This window comes from Terrihabitans aquatilis (assembly GCF_052542005.1).
The window spans coordinates 792,538-808,614 of record NZ_JBOCUO010000002.1; the positions used below are offsets into that span (position 1 = coordinate 792,538).

At 65.1% G+C, this 16,077-nt stretch carries 13 protein-coding genes; 3 read left to right on the plus strand and 10 right to left on the minus strand.

What is annotated here, in order from left to right; translation table 11 throughout:
• Nucleotides 1–4 precede the first annotated feature (4 nt).
• From ACQ6S1_RS09910 to fabA, 5 genes are all read right to left on the minus strand, one after another.
• Nucleotides 5–436 (minus strand): DUF2946 family protein, encoded by a 432-nt coding sequence (locus ACQ6S1_RS09910; protein ID WP_445041011.1) that lies wholly within the window; start codon nt 434–436, stop codon nt 5–7.
• Nucleotides 437–439: 3 nt separating this feature from the next.
• On the minus strand, nt 440–1,690 hold the full coding sequence (locus ACQ6S1_RS09915) for an outer membrane protein (RefSeq protein ID WP_445041012.1): 1,251 nt from the start codon (nt 1,688–1,690) through the stop codon (nt 440–442).
• Nucleotides 1,691–1,774: 84 nt separating this feature from the next.
• On the minus strand, nt 1,775–2,635 hold the full coding sequence (fabI, locus tag ACQ6S1_RS09920) for an enoyl-ACP reductase FabI (protein ID WP_445041013.1): 861 nt from the start codon (nt 2,633–2,635) through the stop codon (nt 1,775–1,777).
• 23 nt (nt 2,636–2,658) lie between these two features.
• On the minus strand, nt 2,659–3,885 hold the full coding sequence (gene fabB, locus ACQ6S1_RS09925) for a beta-ketoacyl-ACP synthase I (RefSeq protein WP_445041014.1): 1,227 nt from the start codon (nt 3,883–3,885) through the stop codon (nt 2,659–2,661).
• Between the two features lie 54 nt (nt 3,886–3,939).
• Nucleotides 3,940–4,464: a 3-hydroxyacyl-[acyl-carrier-protein] dehydratase FabA gene (gene fabA, locus ACQ6S1_RS09930; RefSeq protein ID WP_445041015.1), complete on the minus strand. Its 525-nt coding sequence runs from the start codon at nt 4,462–4,464 to the stop codon at nt 3,940–3,942.
• Nucleotides 4,465–4,947: 483 nt separating this feature from the next.
• On the opposite strand from fabA, the gene oxlT reads away from it, so the two are divergent.
• The 3 genes from oxlT to ACQ6S1_RS09945 all read left to right on the plus strand — a co-directional run bounded on the left by oxlT (nt 4,948) and on the right by ACQ6S1_RS09945 (nt 7,806).
• On the plus strand, nt 4,948–6,252 hold the full coding sequence (gene oxlT / locus ACQ6S1_RS09935) for an oxalate/formate MFS antiporter (protein ID WP_445041016.1): 1,305 nt from the start codon (nt 4,948–4,950) through the stop codon (nt 6,250–6,252).
• A 97-nt stretch (nt 6,253–6,349) separates the two neighbouring features.
• The gene (locus ACQ6S1_RS09940; RefSeq protein ID WP_445041017.1) at nt 6,350–7,444 is read left to right on the plus strand and encodes a catalase family protein; all 1,095 of its coding nucleotides are present in this window, start codon (nt 6,350–6,352) and stop codon (nt 7,442–7,444) included.
• A gap of 128 nt (nt 7,445–7,572) precedes the next feature.
• Nucleotides 7,573–7,806: an NADPH-dependent FMN reductase family protein gene (locus ACQ6S1_RS09945; protein WP_445041018.1), complete on the plus strand. Its 234-nt coding sequence runs from the start codon at nt 7,573–7,575 to the stop codon at nt 7,804–7,806.
• Between the two features lie 15 nt (nt 7,807–7,821).
• On the opposite strand, the gene gyrB is transcribed toward ACQ6S1_RS09945, so the two are convergent.
• The 5 genes from gyrB to dnaA all read right to left on the minus strand — a co-directional run bounded on the left by gyrB (nt 7,822) and on the right by dnaA (nt 16,009).
• Nucleotides 7,822–10,248 carry a DNA topoisomerase (ATP-hydrolyzing) subunit B gene (gene gyrB / locus ACQ6S1_RS09950; RefSeq protein WP_445041019.1) on the minus strand — a complete coding sequence of 809 codons (2,427 nt, stop codon included), beginning with the start codon at nt 10,246–10,248 and terminating at the stop codon, nt 7,822–7,824.
• Between the two features lie 103 nt (nt 10,249–10,351).
• Nucleotides 10,352–12,160: a DNA helicase RecQ gene (recQ, locus tag ACQ6S1_RS09955; RefSeq protein ID WP_445041020.1), complete on the minus strand. Its 1,809-nt coding sequence runs from the start codon at nt 12,158–12,160 to the stop codon at nt 10,352–10,354.
• Between the two features lie 2 nt (nt 12,161–12,162).
• The gene (gene recF / locus ACQ6S1_RS09960) at nt 12,163–13,311 is read right to left on the minus strand and encodes a DNA replication/repair protein RecF (RefSeq protein WP_445041021.1); all 1,149 of its coding nucleotides are present in this window, start codon (nt 13,309–13,311) and stop codon (nt 12,163–12,165) included.
• Entirely contained in the window at nt 13,308–14,426 is a 1,119-nt protein-coding gene (dnaN, locus tag ACQ6S1_RS09965; protein WP_445041022.1) for a DNA polymerase III subunit beta, read from the minus strand. Before dnaN ends, recF begins: the two co-directional genes overlap by 4 nt.
• Nucleotides 14,427–14,560: 134 nt before the next feature.
• Nucleotides 14,561–16,009 (minus strand): chromosomal replication initiator protein DnaA, encoded by a 1,449-nt coding sequence (gene dnaA, locus ACQ6S1_RS09970; protein ID WP_445041023.1) that lies wholly within the window; start codon nt 16,007–16,009, stop codon nt 14,561–14,563.
• Nucleotides 16,010–16,077 lie beyond the last annotated feature (68 nt).

Genomic DNA, 16,077 nt, shown 5'->3' on the forward strand with positions numbered 1-16,077 from the left:
GTCTTCAGGCGTAAGCGGGGGGAGCGCGGGGCTGGCGGGAGGGCGGCCGGGCGGGGACCGGCGGCGGCTCGGAGCGCGGCAGCAGGGCCTTCGTCTGGATCGCATTGGACGGCGCCGCGACGATGATGCCCCGCGGCAGATCGAGCCCCCATTGCCCGTGGTTGCACAGGGGGCATTCCATGCGCTTCTGATGATGGGAGGGGACGGGATCCTCGGGCGCGGGAGAATGATGCCCGGCGTGGGCATCCCCCCCGCCGCCGGAACAATGGACATCAAGACCTGCGTGAAGCCCCTCGCCGGCCGGCTGCAACAGAGGCATGCCCGCCGACATCGCCACCAGATGGAACAGCAAGGCGCAGGCGGCCAGAAAAGCCGTCAGGGACCGGGCGATCCCGTGCCGCGATCGCGGCCCGAATTGATGGCGCCCGCTCCGCATGGATCAGAAATGGTAGGCCGTGCCGAAGCGGACCTCGTGCAGTTCCAGGTCCTGATCGGCCGGAACGCCGCCAAAATTGGTGGTCTGCGAGTCGAAGGAACTCGCATAGACATATTCGCCGCGCACCGAGATGGCATCGGTCAGCTGGTAATCGAGGCCTGCGCCGACGGTCCATAATTCGGCCGGCACACGCCCGCGCTGCTCTCCGAGGGAGGTTTCCTGCTCGCTGCGTGTCCACGCCGCGCCGCCGGCGACAAAGGGAAGGAACGCGCCCATCGCATAGCCCACGCGCAGGCGGGCGTCCGCCTGGATATTGGTGCGGAACTCGACGTCGGCGGCGCCCGGCTGGGCACCGTTACCCTCGATATTGCCAAGAAGAAGAGCGCCTTCATAGCCGACGACCCAATTGCCGAACATGAAGTTGCGGCCAAGATACAGGCCGCCGACCACGCCATCGGCATCGATCGTGTCGCTTATTCCGGCGCCCTCGGTTTCGAGGTCCATGGCGCCATAGCCCACCATCACACCGCCATAAGCCCCGGACCAGTCCACAGACGCGTTTGCGGAACGGCTGAAGCTCCCGCCCACTTCGCCCGGTCGCCAGATCACGGCACCACGTACGAAATGCGTGCTCTGCTCGGCATCGATGCCGCCCGTCACCGAGAAAGGCTCGGAGCCGAAATCCTCGTAGACATATTCAGCGCGCAGAACGAGCGGGCCGAGCAGCAATTCGACGTAAGGGACGTGAACCTTGAAATCGACGCCGGCCCCGGCGGTCCACCCGAACAGCCGCTGTACGTCGCCATCGAAACCATCAGCGGCGCTGCGAATATAGGATTCGTTCATCACGCCGCCCGCGGCCACGAACGGCAGGGCCCAGCCCAGATCATAGCCGAGCCGCGCACGCAGGCGCGCCGAATACATCGTGTCCACTTCGGCGGCCGGGAACGTGCCGTCATCGGTCACGCCGCGCAGTTCGTGCAGCGTGATGTCGCCCTCGAGGCCGTAGACGAAATTGCCCGATTGCCAGCTGTAGCCGAGAAGGCCACCGCCCGTCGTTCCGTCGATATCGCCGCCGCCGGACGCCGCTCCGGAGCCCGTGTCGAACTGCGACCAGCCATAACCTACGATCGAGCCGGCGTAGAAACCAGCCCACCCGCCGGCGGGCTCTGTCCAGAGATCCGCCGCATGGGCCGTCGCCGGAAGCAGGGACACCGCGCCAAGCAGCGCAATTTTGAGCGAAGAGGTGGCCATCGAGCGTTCCGAGGCTGAAGATTCGGCAAACGTGCCGAACAACCGGTGAACACAGGCTACCTTCAGTCGAGCCTCAGAACAACCTCATTCGCCGTCGGCGGAGGTGGGCTCCGCAGCCGCCTGTTCGGCCGCCTCTTCAACCGCATCGACCATCTTCAGCGCGTCGGGGCGCGGCATCGAGATGATGTTGTAGCCGGAATCGACGTAATGCACTTCGCCGGTCACGCCCGAGCCGAGCTCGGATGCGAGATAAAGCGCGGCGCCGCCCACTTCCTCGATCGTCACGGTGCGCCGCAAGGGAGCATGCCGCTTCTGGTAGTTGAACATCAGCCGTGCGTCCGCGATACCCGCGCCCGCCAGCGTCCGCACCGGACCGGCGGAAATGGCGTTCACGCGAATGCCCTGCGGCCCGTAATCGGACGCAAGATACCGCACGCTCGCCTCGAGCGCCGCCTTGGCCACGCCCATCACGTTGTAATTCGGCATGACGCGGGTCGAGCCGCCATAGGTCAAGGTCAGCAGCGAACCGCCATCCCGCATCAGCGGCGCGGCGCGGCGGGCGATCTCCGTGAACGAGAAGCACGAGATCACCATGGTGCGCTGGAAATTGGCACGGCTCGTGTCTGCGTAGAGGCCTTTCAGCTCCGATTTTTCGGAGAAGGCGACGGCGTGGACGACGATGTCGAGCCCGCCCCATTTCTCCTCGATCGCGGAGAACACGGCGTCGACCGACGCTTCATCCTCCACATCGCACGGCAGAAGGAAATCTGAGCCAACGCTCAGCGCAAGCGGCCGCACGCGCTTCGCCAGCGCGCCGCCCTGATAGGTGAAGGCGAGTTCGGCGCCCGCCTCGGCGAGGCGCTTGGCGATGCCCCAGGCGATGGAATGATCGTTCGCCACGCCCATGACGAGCGCGCGCTTGCCCGCGAGCAATCCGGCAACCATGGAAAACCTGCCCTTCCTGTCGCTCAGGCGTCGATGTGCTTGAAGACCAGGCTGGCATTGGTGCCGCCGAAGCCGAAGGAGTTCGACAATACGCAGCCGAGCTGCACATTGTCACGGCGTTCGCGCAGGATCGGCATGTCGGCAACGGCCGGGTCGATCTCCTCGATATTCGCGCTTTCGCAGATGAAGCCGTTGTTCATCATCAGCAGCGAATAGATCGATTCCTGTACGCCGGTCGCGCCCTGGGCGTGGCCGGTCAGCGACTTCGTGGCCGAGATCGGCGGGCAGGCATCGCCGGCGCCGAACACGTCCCGGATGGCCTCGATCTCCTTGAGATCGCCGATCGGCGTCGAGGTGGCGTGCGGGTTGATGTAATCCACTTTCGGGCCGACCGTGGACAGCGCCATGCGCATGCATCGCATCGCGCCTTCGCCGGAGGGGGCCACCATGTCCACGCCGTCGGACGACAGGCCATAGCCGGCGATCTCGCCGTAGATGCGGGCGCCGCGCGCCCGGGCGTGTTCGAGTTCTTCCAGAACCAGCACCCCCGCGCCGCCGGAAATCACAAAGCCATCGCGGTCCTTGTCATAGGCGCGTGAAGCCTTCTGCGGCGTGTCGTTGTACTTCGAGGACATCGCGCCCATGCCGTCGAACAGGACGGACAGCGTCCAGTCCATGTCCTCGCAGCCGCCGGCGAACATGATGTCCTGTTTGCCGTACTGGATCATCTCGGCGGCGTTGCCGACGCAATGGTTCGACGTCGCGCAGGCCGAAGAAATGGAATAGTTCACCCCCCGGATCTTGAACCAGGTAGCGAGCGTGGCCGAAGCCGTCGACGACATCGCCTTCGGCACGGCGAACGGGCCGACGCGCTTGGACGAGCCGGTCTCGATCGTCTTCTGGGCCGCTTCAACGATGGTGCGGGTGGACGCGCCGCCCGAGCCCATGATGATGCCGGTGCGCTCGTTCGAGATCTCGCCGGTTTCGAGCCCAGCATCCGCGATCGCCTGCTCCATGGCCACATGGTTCCAGGCAGTGCCTCCGCCGTGGAAGCGCATGGCGCGGCGGTCCACCACATCCTCGGCATTGAGGCTGGGACGGCCGTGCACCTGCGAGCGGAACCCATGCTCGCCATATTCCTCGGACCGGGTGATCCCGGACTTCGCTTCGTACAGGCTGGCCAGCACTTCCTGCGTGGAATTGCCGATGGACGATACGATGCCCATCCCCGTCACGACGACACGTCTCATGCTTTTCTCCGCCACAGGGCCGCGCGGACGCAGCCCCTATGGTTCAAGGAAATCTCAGCCGCCTGCCGACGGCTCGGTCTGGAACAGGCCGACCTTCAGGTCCTGTGCCCGATAGATAAGGACGTCATCGGCTTTCAGCCAGCCATCTGCGATGCCGAGCACGAGCTTGGAACGCATCACGCGCTTGAAGTCCACGCCGTATTCCACCTTTTTCACGTTCGGCAGAACCTGTCCGGTGAACTTGATCTCGCCGGTGCCCAGCGCACGTCCGCGGCCGGGCGAGCCGAGCCAGCCGAGGTAAAAGCCGACCATCTGCCACAGAGCGTCGAGGCCGAGGCAGCCCGGCATCACGGGATCGTCCTTGAAGTGGCAGGAGAAGAACCAGAGGTCCGGATTGACGTCGAGCTCCGCCCGTACATAGCCCTTGCCGAACTCGCCACCCTCTTCCGAAATGTCGGTGATCCGGTCGAACATCAGCATAGGCGGAAGCGGCAATTGCGCGTTGCCCGGGCCGAACACCTCACCGCGCCCCACGGCGAGAAGATCCTCATAATCGAAGCTGGACTTACGGGCGGTCATGCGTGGGGCGGCCTTTCGCTGAACTGTCACATACCCGGCACGGAGCCGCGATGCGGCGATCCTCTAGCACAGCGCTCGCATTCCCGAAAGCCGCGCGCAGGAAGATGGCATGCCACAGCAATCTGTAGAAATACCGTGGTATATATGCGACAACTCGCCCTGGCTACATGGGTTATTCCAAATAATATGAGGCTATCCTCAGGATGCATAGGGCTCGGAAAAGCTTGCGGAGCGCCCAGCAATAAATTCATAGCCGCCTGCTGAGAAACGAATTACATAAATAATATAGCTATATACCAAGGAAATAAGCAGTATATATCTGCATCAGACGAAAGTCGATGCTAGAAAAACAAGTATCTGTCTTGCAGTGAGTTCTATAGGCAATAAGTATTGGCCTGCTGCGCCGGCCCTGTCGACGCTCGTTCTCTGTCACGCACCAAGGAAACGGCCCGAGTTCGTGGCGCAAGCAAGGATATGGTGACGATGGTTGAAGCTCATGCGGATCTCGGGAAATGGCGCCCGTGGATCCAGTTGCTGTGTGGCCTTGTCTGCATGGCGATGATCGCCAATCTCCAATACGGCTGGACGTTGTTCGTCGATCCCATCGACCAGAAGTTCGGCTGGGGCCGCCCGGCCATCCAGATCGCGTTCACCCTGTTCGTCCTGACGGAAACGTGGCTCGTGCCGGTGGAAGCCTGGTTCGTCGATCGCTATGGCCCGCGCGTCGTAGTCATGTTCGGCGCGGTGCTGATTGCGGGCGCCTGGGTGCTGAACTCCGTCGCGAGTTCTCTGCCCATGCTCTATGCGGGCGCCATCGTCGCCGGCATCGGGTCGGGCGCGGTTTATGGCACTTGCGTCGGGAACGCGTTGAAATGGTTTCCCTATCGGCGCGGTCTCGCGGCCGGAATCACGGCCGCCGGCTTCGGTGCCGGCGCGGCCCTGACCGTTGCCCCCATCGCGAAAATGATCGCCACCAGCGGCTACGAGCAGGCCTTCCTGTATTTCGGCCTCGGTCAGGGCGCGGTCGTCCTGTTCCTGTCATTTTTTCTGCGCTCTCCCACGGTCAAGTTTCCGGCTCCGAAGAAGGTCAGCCGCCATATCCAGACCCGGGTCGATTACTCACCCGGGCAGATGCTGAAGAAGCCCGTGTTCTGGCTGATGTATGTGATGTTCGTGATGGTCGCGTCCGGTGGCCTGATCGCCGCCGCACAGATTGGCCCTATCGCCCATGATTTCGGCGTTGCCGAGACGCCCGTCACGATCCTCGGCATCACCATGGCGGCACTGACCTTCGCCATCTCGCTCGACCGTATTTTCGACGGCTTCGGCCGGCCCTTCTTCGGCTGGGTGTCGGATACGATCGGGCGCGAGAACACCATGTTCATCGCCTTCGCCATTGCTGCGCTGGCCTTGTCCCTGCTGGTGTTCAAGGGCAACAACCCGCTGATCTTCGTCGTCTTCTCGGCGCTGTTCTTCGGTGTGTTCGGCGAGATCTACAGCCTGTTTCCCGCCACGTCCGGAGACACGTTCGGCTCGAAGTTCGCAGCCACGAACAACGGCCTGCTCTACACGGCCAAGGGCACGGCGGCCCTGCTCGTCCCGCTCGCCAGCCTCGTCTCGGCCGCCTACGGCTGGTACGCAGTGTTCGCGATTTCGGTCTGCCTCAACGCGATTGCCGCCGTCCTGGCATTGTTCGTCCTGAAGCCGCTGCGCCGCCGCTTCATCGAGCGCGGCCATGCGGCGGCGGACGTCACGCCTGAAACGGCCGTGGTGCAGCAACCGGCCTGAATCAAAATAGGGGCCCCGGCAGGACGAATGCCGGGGCCCCTTCATGGAAACATTCCAATCGCCGCTCGTTTTGCTCCCAAACATCTCGGGAGCTGTCATGTCCTCGCTTCAACCAATTCCTTACGCTCCCCATCTCGAAACGGAGGAGGATGGCGAAGCGCAGACCTCCGCGGAACTGAACGCCGCCCTGCACGAGATCCTTGAGACGACGTCCGCCGATTACGGACATGCCGTGCGTGCGGTACACGCCAAGAGCCACGGGCTGATCGAGGGTGAGCTGGAGATATTGGGCGGCCTCCCGCCCGAAATGGCCCAGGGCATGTTCGCGCGTCCCGGCCGCCATCCGGCTATTCTGCGCATCTCGACCAATCCCGGAGACATTCTCGACGACAGCATCTCGGTACCGAGGGGCATCGCCCTCAAGGTAAGGAATGTGGACGGGCCACGCCTGTCCGGCGCGGAGGGCAGCGCGCAAGACTTCGTCATGGTCAACGGCCCCGCCTTTGCCGCCAAGACTGCGAAGCAATTCCTCGGCAATCTCAAGCTGCTGGCCAAGACGACGGATCGCGCACAATGGGCGAAGAAAGCGCTGTCGGCGGTTCTGCGCGGCACCGAAAGTCTGATCGAAGCCGTCGGTGGTGAAAGCGCCACGTTGAAAACGCTCGGCGGTGCACCGAACGTGCACCCGCTGGGTGAAACCTATTACTCCCAGACCGCCTTTCGATATGGCGATCATGTCGCCAAGCTTTCGCTGGCGCCCCTTTCGGAAAACCTCACCGCATTGACGGGGACAAAGGTGGATGTCTCGGGCAAGCCGAACGGCGTTCGCGAGGCGGTTGCCGCCGAAACGGCGCGTTCCGCCAGCGAATGGGAGCTCAGGGTTCAGCTGTGTCGCGATGCGGACGCCATGCCGATCGAGGACGCCACCATCATATGGGACGAGGAGAAGAGCCCCTTCATCGCCGTGGCCAGACTGCGTGTGCCGGTGCAGATGGGGTGGAGCGAGGAACGTTCGCACCGGGTGGACGATGCCATGCGGTTCAGCGTCTGGACCGGCCTCGAAGCCCACCGCCCGCTGGGCGTCATCAACCGCGTCCGTAGATCGGCCTACGAGATGTCGTCCGAATTCCGGGGCCGCTTCAATGGCTGCCCGATCCACGAACCGGAGGAGGGTGTGCGTCTCCCGGCATGAGGTTCAGTCCGTCGGGATCTTTGCATCGTAACCACCCGAGCGACCGAGATCGGTCAATTTGTAATCGACCCCCGGCGGGATCGTCGGAAAGACCGCCCGCTTCGATCTCGATCAGGACAACCGTAACGATGTCGCATTGGCGACCGCATCCTGAAGGAGTTTCTCGCGGCCGACGTCGTCGTCATCGGCGTGGCGTTCAGACGTTCGAGCACGCCGAGATTTATCTGCGATCGGTTCTGGGTTTCTTCGGCATCACCGCGCCCAAGGTCATTCTCGCGGAGGGCGTCGCCGTTAGCCCTGAACAGCGAGAGGCGGCGACGCAGGCGTCGCTGAGCGTGATCGGAGGTCTTCAGGCGGCATGACGCCGCCCGAGATCGTCACACGTCGAGATTCGACACCGTCAGCGCGTTGTCCTGGATGAACTCCCGGCGCGGCTCCACCACTTCGCCCATCAGGCGGGTGAAGATGTCATCGGCGCCATCGCCTTCCTTCACGCGCACCTGCAGCAGCGAGCGCACATTGATGTCGAGCGTGGTTTCCCAGAGCTGCTCGGCATTCATCTCGCCCAGGCCCTTGTAGCGCTGCAAGGACACGCCCTTGCGGCCAACTGCGAGCACGGCCTCCAACAGGCCGACAGGCCCGAAAATGCTCTGCCGGTCCTCGCGCCGTGTCAGTGTCGAGGGCTGGTCGTAGGTTTCCTTCAGGCTCGCCGCATGGTCGTTGAGGCGGCGCGCATCCGCCGTCGCCAGCAACGCCGTGTCGAGGCGCGTCACTTCACGCACGCCCCGCACCTCGCGTTCGAAGGTGAAGCCGGTCTCGTCGACCGCGCTCGTCCAGCCGCGCTCTGTCTCGTCGGAGATGGCGTCCAGCCGCGTCGCGATCTCACGTCCCAGATCCACGGCGCTATCGAGGTCGCTCAGCACGTCGCTGCGCAGGGCGCCGGCGATGGCCGCCTGCTCGACGAGGCCGCGATTGTAGCGCTGGTGCAGGCCATCGAGCGTGGAGCGCACGCTGCGCGCCTGCTCAACGCGGGAAATGAGGTCCGGGCCGGCCAGTTGCGCGCCGGAATCCAGTGTCAGCACCATGCCGTCGGCGCCCGTCGAGATCAGGTAATCCTCGAGCGCGCGCTCGTCCTTGAGATATTGCTCGCTCTTGCCGCGCGCCACTTTATACAGCGGGGGCTGCGCGATGTAGATGTGCCCGCGCTCGATCAGCTCCGGCATCTGGCGGAAGAAGAACGTCAGCAACAGGGTGCGGATGTGCGAACCGTCGACGTCCGCGTCCGTCATGATGATGATCTTGTGATAGCGCAGCTTGTCGGGGTTGAACTCCTCGCGGCCGATGCCTGTGCCGAGTGCCAGGATCAGCGTGCCGATCTGCTCGGAGCCCAGCATGCGGTCGAACCGGGCACGCTCCACGTTGAGAATCTTGCCACGCAGCGGAAGCACGGCCTGGAACGCCTTGTCGCGGCCCTGCTTGGCGGTGCCGCCGGCGGAATCGCCCTCGACCAGGAACAGCTCGGACTTCGCCGGGTCGCGTTCCTGGCAATCGGCCAGTTTTCCGGGCAGGGAGGCCATGTCGAGCGCGCCCTTGCGGCGCGTCAATTCGCGGGCCTTGCGGGCGGCCTCGCGCGCAGAAGCGGCTTCCACCACCTTGCCGATGATCGTCTTGGCTTCGGCGGGATGCTCCTCGAACCATTCGGCGAGCGCGGCGCTCATGGCGTTCTCGACCGCGGGACGCACCTCGGACGAGACGAGCTTTTCCTTGGTCTGCGACGAGAATTTCGGATCCGGCACCTTCACCGAGAGCACACAGGTCAGGCCTTCGCGGCAATCGTCTCCTGTGAAGGACACCTTCTCCTTCTTGGTGATGCCCGAGGAGTCCGCATAGCCGGTGATCTGGCGGGTCAGGGCGCCGCGAAAACCTGCGAGATGGGTGCCGCCGTCACGCTGCGGAATGTTGTTGGTGAAGCACAGAACGTTCTCGTAATAGCTGTCGTTCCACCACAGCGCCGCCTCGACGGTGATGCCGTCACGCTCGCCACGTACCACGATGGGCGTGTCCGTCAGGGGTTTCTTGGTGCGGTCGAGATAACGCACGAAGGCCTCGACACCGCCTTCGTAGAACAGTTCCTCGCTCTTCGTCTCGACACCGCGGGCATCGGTTAGAATGATGCGGACGCCCGAATTGAGGAAGGCCAGTTCGCGCAGCCGGTGTTCCAGCGTGGCGTAATCGTATTCGATATGGGTGAAGGTCTGAGGCGAGGCGAGAAACGTCACCTCGGTGCCGCGCTTGCCATTGGCGTCGCCCAGCACCTTCAGCGGGGCATCGGCTTCGCCGTGGGTGAAGGCGATCTCGTGCTCCTTGCCGTTGCGGTAGATGCGCAGGCGCAGCCAGGTCGACAGCGCGTTCACAACCGAGACGCCGACGCCGTGCAGGCCGCCGGAGACCTTGTAGGAATTCTGGTCGAACTTACCGCCGGCGTGCAGCTGGGTCATGATGACCTCGGCCGCCGAAACGCCTTCGCTGTGCATATCGGTCGGGATACCGCGGCCATTGTCCGTCACGGTCACCGAGCCGTCGTCGTTCAGCGTGACGGTGACGAGATCGGCATAGCCGCCGAGCGCCTCGTCGATGGCGTTGTCCACCACCTCATAGACCATGTGGTGGAGGCCGGAGCCGTCATCGGTATCGCCGATATACATGCCCGGACGTTTACGCACGGCATCCAGGCCCTTGAGGACCTTGATGGATTCCGCGCCATATTCGGGGGCAGACGCGCTGGCCGCTGCGGCATCGCTCATCAGACAGAATTCCTTGAAAATTCCAGCGAATCCGGCCGATTCGCTTCAGCAACATATATAATGACAAAATGCTCGGATTTCACGCCCTGTGGATGGATCGTCCTCAACCGTCGAAATCAAGCATGGCCTGAAGGAAAACATCGCCGTAGCGCTTGAGCTTGGCGGTGCCGACACCCTGCACCAGCGCCATCTCGTCGGGGGTGCTCGGCCGCTGCTGCGCCATCTCGATCAGGGTGCGGTCGGAGAACACCACATAGGCCGCCACCCCTTCTTCCCTGGCCAAGGTCAGGCGCAGTGCTCTCAGATGCTCGAACAGCGCGGCATCGGACGAATTCAGGCCGTCGCGGTCGGGGCTGCCGGCGCGACGCGTGCGGCGGGCCGGCGCGTCCGGCACCGCGCGAAGCTGCAGCCGTTCCTGCCCGCGCAGCACCGCTCCTCCGCGTTCGGTCAGCGCGAACCCGCCGTGCTCGGCGCTGGCATCGGCCAGGATGCCGGCGGCGTAGAGTTGGCGCACCATTGTCATCCAGGCCCGCCGGGGCAGATCCTTGCCGACGCCGAACGTCTTCAGCGCATCATGGCCGTGCCGTTTGATGGCATCCGTCATCTCGCCCAGCAGCACATCCGCCAGATGCCCGGCGCCGAACCGCTGTCCGGTCCGCACCGCAGCCGACAGCAATTTCTGCGCGGGCAGGGTGGCATCTTCCAGCTTCGCATGGCCGGAGCACAGATCGCAGCGCCCGCACGGGCCGCTCTCCTCGCCGAAATAGGCCAGCAGGGCCTGCCGCCGACAGGTGGCGACCTCGCACAGATCGATCATTGCCGACAGGCGCCGATGCTCGATCCGGCGCCGTTCCTCGCTCGAATCCTTCTCCTCGATCTGGCGGCGGCGAAAGGCCATGTCCTCCAGAGCGTAGAGCGTCAGCGTCTCGGCCGGCAGCCCGTCGCGCCCCGCGCGGCCGATCTCCTGATAATAGGCCTCGATACCGGCCGGCATGTCGGCGTGGACCACGAAGCGGACGTCCGGCTTGTTGATGCCCATGCCGAAGGCGATGGTCGCCACCATCACCACGCCGTCCTCCTGCAGGAAGAGATCCTGATTGCGGGCACGCTCCTCCTGGCTGAGGCCGGCGTGATAGACCAGCGCGCGATGTCCTTTGCGGCCCAGGGATGCGGCGAGGTTCTCCGTCCGGGCGCGGGACGAGGCATAGACGATGCCGGATCTCTTGCCGTTGCGCGCCACCACGTCCGCGATCTGCTCGGTGGGACGGTCCTTGGGCTCGAAGCGCAGGCCGAGATTGGGCCGGTCGAAGCTCTGCACCACGATGTGCGGCGGCGTCGGAAACAACGCGGCCGCGATGTCCGCGCGGGTGGTGGTGTCGGCCGTGGCCGTCAAGGCAATGGTCTGAACACCGGCGAGGATGGAGCGCACATCGGCGAGCTGCCGGTATTCCGGCCGGAAATCGTGCCCCCATTGGGACACGCAGTGCGCCTCGTCGATGGCGAGGCGGCGCACGCCTGCCCGCGCCAGCCGCTCCGCCAGCGAGGTGCCGGCCAGCCGCTCCGGCGAGACGAACAGGAGGCGCAGATCCCCATTTGCCATGCGACGAAAGGCGTCGCGGCTTTCCTCGTCCGAATTGCCGGAATTGAGGCTGGCCGCTTCGATCCCGAGCGCGGTCATCTGCTGCACCTGATCGCGCATCAGCGCGATGAGCGGCGACACGACGACGGTCAAACCGCCTTCGAGGATCGCCGGTAATTGGTAGCAGATCGATTTTCCGCTGCCGGTCGGCATCACGGCCAGCACGTCGTCGCCCTTCAGCACGGCCGCGATGACGTCGGCCTGCCCCGACCGGAAATCGTCATAGCCGAACACGGCCTTCAGGCTGGCCCGCGCCTCCTTCATCCCCACCATGGTCAGCGCACCTGCTCCGCATGTCCGGGGCCGATTCGGAACAGAGCTGCGCGCTCTCCCAATTCCACGAAGGCGGCGGGATCGGCGCCTGTCAGCCAGGCTTGCGCGCCCAAGGCGTCGAGCGTGTCATAAAGGGCCTGCCGCCGTGCGGGGTCGAGATGGGCCGCCACCTCGTCAAGCAGGACGAGAGGGGCCGCCCCTTGCAAGCGCGCCACCAGGCCGGCATGGGCCAGAACGAGACCGATCAGGAGGGCTTTCTGCTCTCCCGTCGAGCACAGAGCGGCGGGCATGGCCTTCGGTCCGTGCCGGACGGAAAGATCGGACGCCTGCGGCCCTTCCGTCGTCCGGCCGGCAGCCCGGTCCCTGGCCCGCAGCGAACGCAGCCGCGCCCGGTATGTATCCTCCGCCGCCAGCGCCGAACCGGAAGCGATCTCGGTCTCCATCCAGCCTCCCAGCGCAATCTCCGCATGAGGGAAAGCTCCAGCGTCGTCGCGCGTTTCCGCGATCATGGCCGAAAGGCGCTGCACGGTTTCGAACCTCGCCGCCGCCACGGCGATCGCCAGTTCGGCGATCTCGCGCTCCACCGCGTCCAGCCAGCGGGGATCGGTGGCATGGTCTTCCAGCAGGCGGTTGCGGGTGCGCAGCGCACGCTCGAACCCGGCAACGCGGCTGCCATGGTCCGGATCGGCCGCCAGAACGAGGCGGTCGAGGAAGCGCCGACGGTCGCCGGCCGGGCCTCCGAACAGCCCGTCCATGGACGGCGTCAGCCAGACGAACCTCAAATGCTCGGCGAACGAGCCGGGGCCGCAAGCATTTGCGCCGTTGATGCGGAAACGCCGGCCGCCGCTGTCATCGCCCGAATCCGTGCCGGTGCCGAGCTGGGCCGGCCCAGCCGCGCCTTCCAGCTCCGCCGCCACCGCCCAGGAGCCGTCGCCAGCCTGCCGGGCCATATCGGTGCGCGCGGCGCGCCGCAGCCCACGACCCGGCGCCAACATGGACAGGGCTTCCAGAATATTGGTCTTGCCTGCGCCGTTCGGGCCCGTCAGGGCCACGCTCAGGCCGCCGCTCGAAATGTCGAGCGCGGCATGATTGCGAAAATTGGCCAGCTTGAGCCGGGTGAGCGCGACGCGTTTCGCCGGATTGTCCGTCACACCCGCATCGGCATCAGGACATAGAGGGCGGACGCGCCTTCCTGATCCTGGATCAGGGTGGGCGAACCCGGATCGTTCAGCTTGAGCAGGGCGCTTTCGGTGTCGATCTGGGCGGCGATGTCGAGGAGATAGCGGGAATTGAAGCCGATATCGATGGCGTCCGCCGCATACTCGACCTCGATCTCCTCGGTCGCGCTGCCGGAATCCGGATTGGTGACCGACAGGACGAGCTTGCCGTCGCTGATGGCAAGCTTCACCGCGCGGCCGCGCTCCGAGGAGATCGTCGAGACGCGGTCCACGGCGCTGACGAAATCCGCTTTGCTGACGGTTAGGCGCTTCTCGTTGTGGAGCGGGATGACACGCGCATAATCGGGAAACGTGCCGTCGATCAGCTTCGACGTCAGCACCACATCGCCCATCGAGAAGCGCATCTTGGTCGCCGACAATTCGATGGTCACGGTGCCGTTCGGGTCCTCGAACAGGCGCTGTACTTCGGCCACGGTCTTGCGCGGCACGATCACGCCCGGCATTCCGGCCGAGCCCTCGGGGGCCGGCAATTCGACGCGCGCCAGGCGGTGACCATCGGTCGCCACCGCACGCAGGACTGTCTGGCCCTCCACGTCCATCGTGTGGAGGTAGATGCCATTGAGGTAATAGCGCGTTTCCTCGGTCGAGATCGCGAATTGCGTCTTTTCGATCAGGCGCTTGAGGTCGTTGGCCGGAAGCTCGAACCGCACCGGCAGGTCGCCCGTGGCGAGATCGGGGAAATCGGCTTCCGTCAGCGTCTGCAGCGTGAAGCGCGAACGGCCGGAGCGGATGACGAGCGTGCCGGTTTCGCCGGTCTGCTCCAGCGCCACCTGGGCGCCGTCCGGCAGCTTGCGCACGATGTCGTAGAAGGTGTGGGCGGGGACGGTGGTCGAGCCGGGCTGGCCGATCTCGGCGGGGCTCGTTTCCACGACTTCGAGATCGAGGTCCGTCGCCTGCAGCCTCAGCCCGCCGTTTTCGGCGCGGATCAGGACGTTGGACAGGATCGGAATGGTCGTGCGGCGTTCCACAACCCTGTGCACATGGCCGAGAGATTTGAGCAGCGCGGCCCGCTCAAGGGTCACTTTCATCTGTTGTCCCGCTCCATCGTCTGCGACCGGCGGCACGAGCGGTCGGGTTCCGTCCGCAGCCCCACCCGCCGGGAGGGCGACATTGGCCGCTCCCCCAAAATTCCGCAAGACTTTCTAGAGGTTCTGACCCGCTTTCACTCCGAAAGCATGCGCTTCAGCAGATCGACGTCATCCGCCAGCGCATTGTCGGTGCCGATCAGATTGTCGATCTTGCGCACCGCGTGCAGCACCGTGGTGTGATCGCGCCCGCCGAAGCGGCGGCCGATCTCGGGCAGCGAGCGCAACGTCAGCACCTTGGCGAGATACATCGCGATCTGTCGCGGCCGCACGACGGTTGCGGTGCGTCGGGCCGACAGGATGTCGGCGCGCGACACGTTGTAATGGCGCGCCACGATGCGCTGGATGTCCTCGATCTTGACGCGGCGCGGCTCGCGGTTGCGCACCAGATCGCGCAGCGCCTCTTCGGCCATTTCCAGCGTTACCACCGCGCCCGTCAAGGTGTTGTGGGCCAGCAGGCGGTTGATCGCGCCGTCGAGATCGCGGCCGTTGGCGGTGATCGTGCGCGCCACATAGGTCAGCACCGAGGCTGGCACGTCGAAGCCCGGGGCCTGCTCGCGGGCGGCGGCGACGCGCAGCTTCAGAATCTGCAGCCGCAGTTCCTCGTCGAGTGATCCCATCTCCACCGCGAGGCCGCCGGCCAGACGCGAACGCAGGCGGTCGTCGAGGCTTTCCAGCTCGGCCGGCGGCCGGTCGGCCGCAATCACGATCTGTCGTCCGCCATCGATCAGCGCGTTCAGCGTGTGGCCGAATTCGGCGGACACCGTCTTGCCCTGAAGAAATTGCACGTCGTCGATGACGAGCATGTCAATGGCGCGCAAGGTCTCCTTGAAGGCCAGAGCGGTCTGCGCCCGCAGCGCGGAGACGAAGCCGAACATGAATTTCTCGGCGGTAAGGTACAGCACCCGGCGTCCGCCGGCTTCCGCCGCGCCGGCGATGGCGTGGAGAAGATGCGTCTTGCCGAGTCCCACTGCGGAATGGACGTAAAGCGGGTTGTAGCGGATCGCTTCGCCGGGCCGCGCATTGGCCACTTCGCGCGCGGCGGCATGCGCCAGCGCGTTGGACCGTCCGACGAGGAAGGTGTCGAAGCCGAGACGGCGGTCGACCGGCGATCCGGCAAGTCCACCGGCGGTGTCCACCGTATGGGCCGTCGCGGGTGCGGTCGACACAGCTGGCGCGGCATTGGCCTTCGGTGCGGCCTCGATGGCGATGGGCGTGCTGCGGGCCACGGGCGGAAGGCGCACACCCGCGGTGCGGATGGTCAGTTCGATGCGGTTGATCGCATCGGCCTCCGCATGGAAGGCCCGCAGGATGCGATCGGCGTAATGCGACTGGATCCAGCTCTTCAGGAACCGCGTCGGCACCGAGAGTCGCGCGAGGCCGCTATCAACGTCCTCCAGCTCGATGCGGGCGAACCAGCTGAGATAGATGTCCTCGCCCAGTTCCGCGCGCAGCCGGCGCTGAGAACGCTCCCAGGCCGCGCCGAAATCGCCACCTTGGGAAGAAAGCTCAGCGGTGGCGGCCATTTGGGTCTCCTGATCGGATGTGGATAGGGTGCGAAAGTCGGGTGCCGCGGCGCGGGCCGCGTCATTGG